Here is a 13770-nt window from a genome sequence, read left to right on the forward strand (position 1 = left end):
GTGCTCTGGACTGTGCTGCAACGGACGCTTAGGCGGCTCATCGCCGCCGCCGCGTCGTTGTGCATGGTCCTGACGTTCACGGCCCCGGGATCCACGGCGGCGGAAGCCGCGCGCACGGCCACCATGGGGTACCCGCAGCTGGACCCCGTGGGCGAGCATCAGGACGCGGGGTCGCTCCCGGCGGTGCCGGACGGCACCCCGATCGGGTACGGCGACATCCAGGCAGTCCTCCCGGCGGCAGCCGCACTCTGGCCAGGCCAGAATGTGGATGCCGCCGTTTTCGTCCTCGCGGACCTCCCCGGCACGACTCTCGCCATCACGTCCGGCACGACCGTCACCGTGGACGCCACGGCCGCGGGCTGGGGTTGGAGCGTCGGGAGCGCCGAGCCGAACCGCATGGACCTGCAGACCGTCGTGGCCCACGAACTCGGGCACGTCCTCGGGCTGCCGGACCTCGAGGGCGGCAGCGACCTCATGAGCCGGGTGCTCTTCCCCGGCGAGCAGCGCTACGCGACGAGCCTCACCCCGGCCCCGGCAGAGCTCGCCGAGCCCGCCCCCGCGGCGGAGCCCGTGGCGAACGAGCCGGTGGTGACCGAGCCGGCGCCCGCCGTCGAGCCGGCCGCTGAGCCTGCGCCCGCGCTCGATGCCCCCACCTCGGCGGCACAGGCCCCCACTTCGGCGGCACAGGCCCCCGCTTCGGCGGCACAGGCCCCCGCTTCGGCGGCACAGGCCCCCATCTCGGCGCAGGGATCTGCGACGGGGGCCCCGTCCAGTGAGTCCGCTGGGTCCAGTGAGTCCGCTGCCACGGCGTCCGCCGTTCCCACCACCGTCTGGCAGCTCGCCATGCCGGGGACGACGGCGACCCTCGCCTTCCACGCGGACGGCACCGCGAGCTTCGGCTCCGACGCGACCGGGTACACGACCCGCGCGCTCGCGGGGCTCACGGCCATCGAGGTCCTGGGCTCGGCCGGGGACGACGTCTTCACGCTCGACCGCAGCGGCGCGGACGCGGCACTCACGGTCTCGTTCGACGGGGCCGCGGGCTTCGACACGCTCGTCACGGTCGGCAGCGGGAGCATCCACTCGCTCCCGGTCAACGGCAGCTCGGGCACCCTGCACCTCGGCGCGACGACGGTCGTCTACGCGAACATCGAGCCGATCACGAACGCCGGAACGGCCACGGACATCGTCTTCACCCTCAGCGGGACCGACGACGAGGCCGTGCTGGAGGAGATCGTCGGCGGCTTGCGGCTGCGCAGCCTCAATGGCAGCTTCGAGCAGACGGACTTCACGGCGCCGTCGGCTTCGCTGACCATCAACGGCGGTGACGGCGCGGACACGATCACGCTCACGGGCGCGATCACGCTCCTCGGCGCGAAGCTCGTGATCAACGTCGAGAAGATCACGGTCGCCTCGGGCGCCGCGGTGACGGCAGCCGAGGTCACGCTCACCGCCGCGGCCTCCGCGACGGGCGGGCCGAGCCTCGGCTGCGTCCTCACTCTCGCGACGCACTGCGCGGACGCCTCGGTCACGGTCGACGGCGGGAGCATCACGGCGGACACGCTGGCCCTCACGGCCACCGCGACCGTCACGCCGGATGCATCGCACGCGACGGCGTATGCCGTCGTCGTCGACGCGAAGGCCGCCGTCTCGATCCTCGGCGCCGCCCAGGTCACGGCGACGACCGCCGACGCGCTCCTGTCCGCGACCTCGACCGTCGGCCCCGTGACCCTGTCGAAGAAGTACGGCGACGCCGCAGTCATCACCTCGGACGCGACGGTCACGGTCGGCGGCTCGGCCGTCGTCACCGCGGGAGGCAAGGCCACGATCACCTCGACGTCGGCGGTCGACGCCGCCGCGACCCCCGGTTCGGACGCCGCGAAGGACGAGGGCACCGCCGGCTCGGACGGCAGCGCGAGCTTCGATGCCGCCGTCGCCCTCCTGACCGTCACCGCGACGGCGATCAGCGCCGTGACCGGCACCGCTCGGCTGGCGGTCACCGGCGCCCTCGAGGTCCTGGCCAAGAACGCCGCGACCCTCAAGGGGGTCGCCGACGCGAAGGATGCCGCGGCGGGCGCGGGCATCGCCGTCGTCCACCTCGACCAGACCACCCGCGCCTCGATCGACTCGGCGAGCACGACGCCGACGACAGCCGCCTCCCTGGCCGTGCTCGCCGAGCAGGAGGCGAACCTCACGGCGGGCTCGAACGCCGGCAAGGGCGGCGCGACCCAGAACAACAAGGACGCGAACGATCCGGATCGCGCCAACGGGCAGTCGTCGACGGCGGACGGCGCGATCGGCGTCGCCGGCGCCCTCGCCGTCTCCGCACTCAGCACCGGCACTACGGCCCACGTCTCCGGCGCGAAGATCCACACGACCGGCGCCCAGTCTGTCAAGGCCACCGCGAAGAACACCGTGGCCACGACGGCGGATGCCGGCACGACCGACGGCAGCGGCGGCTCGACCGGGTTCGGCCTCGCGATCGGCGTGGCCGTGAACATCGTCGATCTGCTCACCGAGGCGTTCATCGGCGCGGGGACCGGCCTCGAGACCTCGGGCCTCACGGTCGAGGCCACGGGGCCGGCCGCAGGCGATTCCTCCTTCACTGCCACCGCCGTCTCCGGCAAGAAGAACAGCGGGAGCGCCTCGATCGCTGGCTCGCTGGCCGTCACCGCCGTCACCGCCGACACGGCCGCCGAGCTGCGCGGAGCGGGCACCACGCTCAATGCCGCGGACGTCGCCCTCACCGCGCGGGGCAGCCAGAAGAACCACGCCAAGGCGAGCGCGAAGCAGGAGGCCGGCTCGGTCGGCGTCGGCGCGTCGGTCGCCCTGAGCATCGTCAACGTCAGCGTCCGCGCGGGCCTCGCCGCCGACGCGGCCGCGACGGGCATCCGGAACCTGACTCTCGCCGCGACGGGGGTGGACGAGACGACGACCGAGACCGAGGGCGGCGCGGGCGGCGGCTCCTCCGCATCGCTCACGGGCGTTGCGAGCATCGCGATCCACAACGTCAGCACCATCGCCTCGATCCTGGCGGGCCCCAAGCTCACGACGGCGGGCGCCCTCACCGCGACGGCCGACCAGACGGCCAAGGCCACGACGACCGCCACCGGAGCCACGACCGCCGGCGCCGGCGCGAGCCTCGGGGCGACCGTCTCGTTCGCGCTCACCTCCGCCACGCACGAGGCCGATGCCTCCCTCTACCGCGACGCGGACGTCATGGGCTCGGTCACGATGGCGGCGCACGGCGTCTCCACGACGTCGACGACGGCGACCGCCTCCGCCGCGGGCGCGCCCGACGAGGGCGGCGACAGCACGGGCAAGACCGCGAACCAGAAGTCCGACGGCCATCTGGGCAACGCCTCCTCGCGCTCGAGCGGCGGTTCCGGAGACTCGAGCACCCCGGCCGCGCAGAACGAGGACGGCACCGCCGTCACCGTCGCCGCCGCAATCGCCTTCAACCTCGTCACGAGCGTCACGACGGCGCTCCTGGCCCCGGCGGCCGCGCTCGAGGCGACCGGCCCCGTCTCGTTCACGACGACGAACAACACCGACGCGAAGGCCGTCGCTGACGGCACCTCGACCGGCGCGACGAGCGTCGGCGTCGGGGCGGGCCTGGCCGTCAACCGGGTCACGCTCGTGAACGAGGCGAGCGTCGGCGTCGGCGCGTCCGTCAAGGCCGGCGGCCTCACGCTCTCGGCCACCGTCAAGCCCGTCGCCGCGGACACGGTCCACGCCTTCGAGGCGACCGCGAAGGCCGGCGCGACGGACGGCAGCGGAACCCTCGGCATCGCCGGCGCGTTCGCGCTCAACCTCGTCGACGAGAGGACCCTCGCCGTCATCCACGCCGACCAGACGCCCGGCCCCGCGCCGTCACCCGTCCCCTGGATCGAGATCCTGGGCAGCGGCGCGGTCGCCCTCACGGCGGCGTCGGCCGCAACGCACAAGGCCTCGGGCAAGGCGAGCCAGTCCGGCACCGGCACGGCCGGCATCGGCGCGGCGTTCGGCCTCAACCTCATCACCTCGCGCGTCTACGCGGGCATCGACCAGGTCCTCGACCCGACCCGCGGCCCCCCGCTCATCGGCGTCGGCGCACTCAGCATCACCGCCACCCAGGTCGCGACGCTGACCACGGAGGCGGAGGCCGGCGGAAAGTCCGGAAGCGTCACGATCGTCCCCGCCGTCGCGATCACCCTCGCGACCCTCACCGCCAGCGCCTCCCTCGGCGCGAGCACCGCGCCCGCGGGCACGGCGCCCCTCACCGCCGCGAGCGTCACCGCCGCGGCCACCCAGACCGTCACCGCGAGCACGACCGCGAAGGGCTCGACCCAGGCAGGCAGCACCGCGGGCATCGGCGTCTCGCTCGCCCTCGCAGTCCTCGACAACGTCGTCGCCGACTCGGGCAGCGCACGCAGCATCACCGCCACGGGGGCCGTGAGCTTCACCGCGACGCAGAGCGTCGACGCGGCAACCCTCGCCGAGGCCGCCACGAAGGGCGCCTCGCCCTCCGAGGGCAAGGACGGCGGCGGCAAGGACGTCAACCAGAAGGCCGACGCGAACCTCGGCAAGGCCAACGCCTCCCGCAACGCGAACGGCGGCTCGACCACCGAGTCCTCGACCCCGAAGGCCGCGACGAACGACGACGGCGGCAACTCGGTCTCGATCGCCGGCGCCATCGCGATCAACCTCGTCACGAGCACTGCCCGGGCCTGGCTCGGCGACGGCACGACGATCGCCTCCGGCGGTGTCGTGACCGTCAAGAGCCTGGCGAACACGGACGTCAAGGCCGAGGCGAAGGGCGACTCCGCCACGGACGGTTCCGTGGGCGTGGGTGCGGGCGTCGCCGCCAACCGCGTGACGATCGTCAACGAGGCCCTCACGGGCACCGCCACCATCACGGGCACAGGCCTCGTGCTCGCGGCGGGTCTTCGCGGCGGCGACACGAACGACGTCATCCGCCGCTGGGACGACGCCGCGAAGGAATGGGTCATCGTCGAGGAGGGCAAGCAGCTCCCCGGGCCGACCAAGAACGACGTGTACTTCGTGACGACCAACGGCGGCGACTCTGACGGCGACGGCACCGCCGACGGAAACGACGGCCTCTACACATTCGACGGCACGACCTGGAACCTCACGACCGACATCTCCCTCGCCCAGGCGGACAAGACCAAGCCCGTCGCCGCGCTCCCCGGCTCGGCATCCGACGGCGACTACTACTGGCTCGCCGCCGTGAAGGACGGCAAGCCCGCCGGCAGCATCTGGAAGCGCGAGTCCGGGGCCTGGGCCTTCGTCACGCGCTACGCGGTCAAGCAGAAGGTCGAGCTGCCGCGGGACACGATCGATGAGGGGATCTGGTTCCACCTCACCGAGGCCGACGGCTCCCTTGCCGCGGGCTTCTACCGCCGCAAGGACGACCACACGTGGGAGTTCAAGGCCGCCGCAGCGACACTCACCGACGGTGATGCCCTCCCCGCGAGCCCGGTCGCGGACCAGATGTTCCGGCTCTGGGAGCACGAGGTCGTCGCGACGGCCCGGGCCGGCGCGAGCAAGTCCACGAGCGTCGGGATCGCCGGCGCCCTCGCCCTCAACATCCTCAGCAGCACGACCCGGGCGGTGCTCGAAGCCGGCGCGTCCGCGACACTCTCCTCCGCCGCCGTCGAGATCTCCGCGAGGGCCAACGAGCTCGACCGCGCGACGGCGACCGCGAAGGCCGAGGTGGGCTCCGCGACGGGCGTGGGGGCGTCCGTCGCGATCCAGATCGTCGGTGCCGGAGGCACAGCCAATGCAGTCCGGGCCGAGGCCGAGGACACGGCCCTGCTGACCGGTGGGACCTCGCTCACCCTCCTGGCCGTGGGCTTCCGCGAGATGCTCACGAAGGCCGAGGGCGGCTCCGAGGGCAAGACGGGCGTGACCCCGGTCCTCGCGATGGTGGTCAGCGTGGACGACGCCGTCACGGCTCGCCTCGGCACGGCCGCCACAGGGTACGCCGGGACCGGCGCCGTGACCGTCCGCGCCGCCCACGCGGGCCGCATCCTCACCGAGGGCAACGCCGATGCCGCCGGCACGTCGACCGCCGTCGGCATCGACCTCGCGATCAACGCCGTCGTGGGCTGGGACACGCTCGCCGAGATCGCCCGCGACACCCACGGGACCGCCGTCGAGGTCCTCGCCGTCTCTGCGGTCACGACCGAGGCGAAGTCGGTTGCGAGCGCGAAGGGCTCCGACGAGGGCGACTCGAGCGGCGACTCGAAGGCCAACGGCCAGGTCAACGGCTCCAACCCGAACACTGCCGGGACCCAGTCCTCCACCTCGTCGATGCCGAGCTCGAGTGGCGGCACGAACGGCTCCAACGGCGCGAACGGCGCGAACTCACAGCAGAGCGGCCAGTCCGGGACGTCCGGCTCGAGCACGGGCGTCGCCGCGGCCCTCGCGGTCAACTGGGTCGTCGCGACCTCGGACGCGCGCATCGCGGCGAACCGCACCGTCACCGCGACGGCGGGCGCCGTCACCGTCCGCTCGACCCTCCTCGCGCGCGCCAGCGCCCTCGCCCTCGGCTCCGCGATCGACCTGCAGAAGGACGGCACGCGCGTCGCCGCGACGATCGGCCTCAACGTCCAGGACCTGACGAACCAGGCAGGCATCGGCGCCGGGGCCCACGTCACGGGCCAGACCGGCATCACCGTCGAGGCCAGCGTCCCGACCCCCGACGCCGACGACGACCCGTTCAACCCGGGCGACGGCGACTACAACGACTTCATCGTCTGGTCGCTCTCCGCCGCGGGCGGCAAGAGCACGTCCGTCGCGGGCAGCGCCGCCGTCCAGATCCTGCTCATCTCCTCGAACGCGTGGGTCGGCGCGGGCGCCGAGCTCGACGCACCCGCGGGCGGCATCGCCGTCGGCGCCTATGCCCCGATCCGCTTCCAGAACCTCGCGATCGTCGGCGCCCTCTCCACGAACAGCGGCACGGCCGTCGGCGGCGCGTTCTCGGTCAACTGGGTCGAGGTGGACACGACGGCGTGGATCGACTCGGCCGCCATGGCCCAGACCCGCACCGACGCCTCGGGCGCAACCTCGGTCACGGCCCGCACGAGCGTCAACCCGCTCGTCCCGGACCTCCCCAAGCCTCTGGCCGGCAAGGTCGGATGGCTCAAGCTCTCGTCCGTCGCGATCGCGGGCGGCGCGAGCTCGGGCGGCGCGGCCGTCACCGGCGGGTTCGTCGTCGAGATCCTGAGCCTCGACACGAGGGCCTGGATCGCCGAGGGCGCGCTCGTGAACCAGGAGGGCGCGATCGGCGGCTCCGGCCAGGCCGTCACGGTCCGGGCAACGGACGCGCTCCGGCTCGTCGACATCGGAGGCGCGCTCGCGGCGAGCAAGGACTCGGCCAGCGTGGGCATCACGGCCGTCGTCGTGGTCTCGAACTCGAACGTCCGGGCCTGGATCGGGGACGACGCCCAGGTCCGGGCCGGCGGGAACGTGACCGTCGAGGCCACGTCCGCCGAGGACCTGTTCGTCCTTGCCGTCGCGGGCGGGGCGAGCGCGGGATCCGTCGCGGCGACGGGCGCGGTCCTCGTCCTCGTGGCCAACCAGGGCGGCGGATCCCCGAAGGTCCTCGCGCACGTGGGCGACGGCGTCCTCGACGTCGCCGGCGACGCGACCCTTCGTGCCACCCGCACGTCCCACGCGGACCTCTCGTCGGGCAACCTGGCCATCTCCACGAGCTCCGCCGGTGTCGGCGCCTCCGCGACCGTGGTCGTGCGCGACAGCGACGTCGAAGCGTCGATCGCCGATGCGGCCGACGTCCGTGTGGGCGACGACCTCCTGATCGAGGCCGCGCAGACGTCCGACCTCATGCTCCTCGCGGTCGGCGGCGCCGGCGGGCAGTCCGCGGGCGTCGGCGGCTCGGTGACCGTCACCGTCCTCTCGGACCACACGACGGCGCGAGTCGGCGCCTCCGCGGCGGTCAACTGCGCCGGCCCGTCCTGCACCAACGCGAGCAGCGAGCCGACCCAGGACGTCGTGGTCCGGGCCACCGACGCGACCGAGCTGCTCGCCCTCGCGGGCGTCCTCGCGGTCGGCGGCACCGCCGGCGTCGGCGTCGGCGTCGACGTCGAATCGATCCACAAGACCACGGCGGCGTCGATCGGCGACGGCGCGACGGTCCGGGCCAACGGCGACGTCGTGGTCGAGGCGGTCTCGACGGAGGACTTCACGTCCATCTCGGTTGGCGGCGGCGGTGGGGGAACCGCGGCCGTGAACGTCAACGTCGCCGTCCCCGTCATCGACATCACGACGACGGCGACGATCGGCGCAGGCGCGGACGTGCGGGCCGGCGGCAACGTCATCGTCTCGGCGGACGAGTCCCTGACGCTGTTCACGGTGGCCGGCAACATCTCGGTCGCGGGCACCGCCGCGGTCGGCGCCGGCGTGGCCGTGCCGGTCGTGACGAAGACGACGTCGGCCCTCATCGGCGCCGGCGCGCGCGTCACCGCCCTCGCGCTGCCCGGCCACATCAACCACTCGACGGTCAACGCGGGCGGGTACACCGTGACGGGGACGGACATCCGCTTCGATCCGCGCGGATCTCTCGGCGGCTGGCCCACGCCGTTCCCGAATCCCTTCCCGCTCGGCACCTCGGGCCTCCAGGCCGACGGCATGACGATCCGCCTCGGCTACAGCCACGGCTTCGAGCTCGGCCAGCAGGTCATCTACGACGCCGGCGGCGGCACGCCCATCGCGGGCCTCGCCGACGGCGGGACGTACTACGTCATCCCGGTCTCGGCCACCGACATCCGCCTGTACCGGAAGCGCGGCCCGCCGGCGAGCCCGACCTGCGCCGACCCGGACCTCGTGTGCGGGCTGACGCTGCCCGCCGGCGCGGTCATGGGCGAGAACCACCGCTTCGTCGCCACGACCCAGCCGGGGGTCGCCGCCGATGCGTCGCTGCGCTTCACCGCGGACTACGCGGTCCACGTGGGCGGCAACCACCTCGTCCTGCCGTACACCTTCCCCGCCGGCCATGTCCCCGCGGTCGGAGACCCCGTCGTCTACAGCGCGGGCGGCGGGACGGCCATCGGCGGGCTCGTCGACGGTGCCACGTACTACGTCGTCGACGCCAACCCCTCGCACTTCCAGGTCGCGGCCACCAAGTGCCAGGCCACGGGCCTCGCGGCGGACTGCCCCGATGGCGTGCAGCCCGTGACCCCCATCGACCTCACGTCGACGGGCACCGGCCGCTCCCACAGCTTCGTCCCCTCAGGGATGCTCCCCGCCGGCAACGCCGCCGAGACCGGGCCGCAGACCGTCACCGCGCCGAGCCGCACGGGCTTCGGCGGCGTCGCCGTCGCAGCGACCAACAGCGACTACCTCGGCTCGATCGGCATCGCCGCCGGCGGCGCCGGGACTGCAGCCGTGAGCCTGTCCGGCTCGGTCGCCGTCGTCACGGTGCAGACGACGGCGACGATCGGCTCCGGGGCGAGGATCAACTGCGCGGACGGCGACGCGGCCTGCGCCGCCAACGACCCGTCGGCCTCGGCGTCGCAGTCGGTCCTCGTCTCGGCCGTCAACAGCTTCCGCACCCTCGGCATCGCCGCCTCGGTCGCCGTGGCAGGGACCGCCGGCGTCGGCGCATCCGCGGCGGTCCGCGTCGTCGACCTCACGACGGACGCGTCCGTCGGCAGCGGCGCCGTCGTCAACGCCCGTGGCAGCATCGAGATCCGCTCGGGCGCGGCCGACGCCGTCATCTCGGTCAACGCCGCAGCGGGCGGCGGCACCGTCGGCGTCGCGGGAACGGTCGGCGTGACCGTCATCGACGAGTACACCTACGCCCGCACTGGGACCGGTGTGACCCTCCGCGCGGACGGCAACGTCGGCGTCTTTGCGAACTCCGACTCCAAGCTCCTGCTCATCACGGCCTCGATCGCCGCCGGCTACGTCGGGGTCGGCGTGGGGGTCGGCGTCGCCGTCGTGACCAAGGAGACCAAGGCCTACCTCGGCGCGAACAACACCGTGATCGTCAGGGCCCAGGGCACCGGCCTCGCGGGCGTCCGCACCGGCGCGATCACCGGGGGCCAGTTCCCGACCGCCGTCGTCAGGGGCCTGGCCGTCCAGGCCGACTCGACCGAGCGCCTCTTCGGCCTCGTCGCCGGCATCGGCGCCGGGTTCGTCGGCGTCACGGCAAACATCGGCGTCAACATCTTCACCGTCACGACCCTCGCCTACCTCGACCTCGGGACCACCGTGAACAAGGACGCGGGGGACATAGTCGCGGGCGTGAACGCGGCGCAGGGCGTGTCCGTCACCGCCACGGACCTCTTCGACTCGCTCACGTTCGCCGGCGGCGTGGCCGGCGGGTTCGTGGGGGCCTCGGGCGGCATCGACATCGGCGTGGCCTCGATCAGCGTCACGGCCTACCTCGCGGCTGGCACGGACGTCTGGGCCCAGTCCGACGTCTCGGTGAACGCCCTCGCCGTCAAGAACGTCCAGTCCTACGCCGTGAGCATCGGCGGCGGGTTCGTCGGGGTCGCGGGCGCCGTCTCCGTCTGGTCGATCGGCACAGCCCCGACCGCCGGCTACTCGACGGACACAACCGGCCCGAACCGGGGCGCGTGGAACGCCGGAACCCCGTACACCACGGGCGACGTCGTCACCCACGCCGGCGACACGTACGTCGCCCGGTCCAACAGCACCGGGGCGCAGCCCGACACGAGCCCCCTCGCATGGAAGAAGGACGTCCCGACGACGGCGACCAACGGCGAGGGCACGAACGGCCAGCACCAGGCCGACCAGGTGGCCTCGGGCAACGGCAGCGATGCCCCGGCCCCGGCGTGGAGCAACGCCGTCGCCTACTCCAAGGGCGACCAGGTCACGTTCAACGGCGTCCGGTACCAGGCGACGGCGGACATCGTCGCGGGGGCCGCCGACCCGGAGAGCAGCACGACGTGGTACGCCGTCAAGGACGGCTGGAAGTCTGCCCTCGACGGCGCGCCCGCCGACTCGACGCCGGCCTTCGTCTCCGGTGCCGCCTACACCGCGGGCGACTACGTGACCTTCAACGGGCACTACTACCGCGCCACGGGCACGTTCGTCTCGGGCGCCAACCCGAGCGTCGACACCGCCCACTGGGCCAACGCCGACAACGACTACCGCTTCCGCGTGTTCTCGGGCGCGGCCGGCTCCGACGCGAGCGTCGGCGGCTCCTACAGCGCCACGAGCCCGGCATCCGACCAGTTCACGCAGCCCGCCCCGCCGTCGGGGACCTCCGCCGGGGTCTACGGCGCCGTCCACTCGAAGCTCGGGAGCGTCAGGGTCCGCGCGAACGAGGAGGTCGAGGTCTTCGTCCTGGCCGGCGCCGTCGCCGGCGGTGCCGGGGCCATCGGCGCGGGCATCGCGATCCTGACCATCGCCGGCACCGTCGACGCCGGCATCTACGGCACGGCCACCGTGAGCGCCGCCGGGACGGTCGGGGTCCACGCGGACCTCGACGAGGACGTCACGGTCATCGCCGTGACCGGCTCCGTCGGCGCCGTCGCGATCGCAGGGCAGGTCCTCGTCGTCACGGACACGTCGAGGCAGACGGCGCACATCGACGACGGGGCTGCCATCACGCGCGCCGGCACGTTGATCGACGTCACGGCCGAGGCCGACAAGACGATCGCGGGCTACGCGGTGGGCATCACGCTCGCCGCCGGCGCCCTCGGCGCGGCCGTCTCCGTCATCAGGGTCAGCGGCGACACGAAGGCCCTCGTGGGCGCCGTCGCGATCGGCGCCGACGGGCCGGTCGGCGGCATCAGCGTCGTCGCGACGGACCACTTCCACCCGACCTCGCTCGCCGTCGGCGTCGTGGGAGGCGCGGGCCTGGCCCTGAGCGGCGTCGTCGCGGTCATCGAGTACCGCGGCCTCACCCGGGCGGCGTCCTCCGCGACCGGAACGGTCGTCGTCGGCGGCACCGGCGTCACGGTCAAGGCCGTCGGCGACCGCGACACGATCCACGGCGATACGCTCAACGTCGCGGTGGGGGGCGGCGCCTCCGTCGGCTTCACCCTCTCCATGGCCACGAGCGACCGCGACACGGAGGCCGCCCTCGGCGGATCGGTCACGACCAGCGGCGCGGTCCTCGTCGAGGCGGACGCCCTCAACGCCGCCACGGCCAGCACGCCGGGCGTCACGGTCGGCCTCGCCGCCATCTCCGCCATGATCCCGATCGCGACCGTGTCCGGGCACACGACGGCGACGGTCACCGGCACGGTCGGCGGTTCCTCGTCGACGACGGTCCACGCGATCGGCGCAAGCCACGCCCGGGCGGACGTCCTCGTCGTCGGCATCTCCGGCGCGGGCGTGAGCGTCGCCGTCGCCCGCGCCGAGGTCTCCGCCGGGGCCGACATCGCGGCGCGCGTGGCAGCGGGCGCGTCCATCACGTCGACCGGCGCCGTGAACGTCACGGCCGAGATGAAGGGCGCGAACCTCCGCAACGAGGCGATCGCCGAGGGCGAGAACGTCGCCGCCGCGCTCTTCGGGACGGCCGCCGTCTTCGCCGCGCAGGCCACCGTGGGCGGGGCCGTGACGGCCGACCTCGACGGGAACGTGACGGCGTCGTCGTCCATCCTCGTCAAGGCCAAGGGTGCCAACTACGCCAAGGGCGACCTCATCGTCGTCGCAGGCGGCGGCCTCGCCGGCATCGCCGTGAGCGTCGCGGACGCCCAGGTGACCCCGTCCGCCGTCGTCCGGGCGCGCTCGGCGGACCCGGACAACAACCAGGCCATCGCCAGCGCCGGCGGCATCACCCTTCAGGCCGAGTCGTCGAACCGCGCCATCACGACGACGGGCATGGCGGCCGGCGGCGGCCTCGCCGGCGTCGCGGTGTCCGTGCCGACGGCGCGCGTCGCCGGGGCGACCGAGGCCTCCCTCGAGGGCAACGCGACGGCCGGCGCGGCCGGCGTGACCGTCACGGCGACGAGCTCGAACCGGGCGACGAACGACGTCGTCGTCGTGAGCGTCGGCGGCCTCGCGGGCGTCGGCGTCAACGTCGCCGAGGCCGAGGTGACCGCCGCCGCGGCGACGAACGCCCTCGTCCGGCCGAACGCCGTCGTGAGCGCCCCCTCCGGCGTCGTCCTCGTGGCCGCCACGAGCGCGAACGTCGCCCGTGCCACGTCGACCTCCGTCGGGCTCAGCGCCGGGGCCACCGTGACCGTCCAGCGCAGCACCGCGACCGCGGCGGGGCCCACGAGCGCGCAGTTCGACGGCGACATCCCCGCCACGACCACCAAGACGGGCGGCCTCACGGTCCGGGCGCGCGGCTACGGCCAGGCCATCACGGACACCAAGGTCGCCTCCGCGGCCATCGGCCTCGCGGGCACGGCCGTCGTGGCCGACGCGACCGTGAGCGGAAGCCTCGACGCCGTCGTCGGCTCCAGCGCGGGCGTCGACGTCTCGGGCGCGATCACGATCGACGCGCAGCTCACCGCCAACCCGGACAACGGCCAGCAGAACTACGCCCTCGGCGCCGTCTACGGCATCGCCGCCGGCAGCATCTCGGGCGGCCTCGTCCTGGTCGACGCCACCGTCTCGGGCTCCGTCAGGGCGAAGCTCAACGGCGCCGTCGCGGGCTCCGGATCGATCACGATCAACGCCGACGCGACGATGCTGGCCGACGCCGACTCGACCTTCGTCGGCATCGGCGGCCTCGCCCTCTCGGGCACCCAGACCGTCGCGGACATCTCGGCGGAGACGGTCGCCGGGGGCGACGCCGGCACCGCCTGGACGTCCGGGGCCTTC

1 protein-coding gene (only partly in view) is annotated in these 13770 nt (G+C 73.8%); it reads left to right on the top strand.

The genetic code is table 11. The features are described from left to right. Positions 1-13770, top strand: partial view of a hypothetical protein gene (locus BV907_RS03710; RefSeq protein ID WP_139346584.1) — the beginning only. 18315 nt of this gene lie beyond the right edge of the window; 13770 of the gene's 32085 nt are visible here — the first part of the coding sequence; it begins with the start codon at positions 1-3; its stop codon lies off the right edge, out of view.

It is taken from the genome of Sinomonas mesophila, assembly GCF_001999765.1.
GTDB classification, from domain to species: domain Bacteria; phylum Actinomycetota; class Actinomycetes; order Actinomycetales; family Micrococcaceae; genus Sinomonas; species Sinomonas mesophila.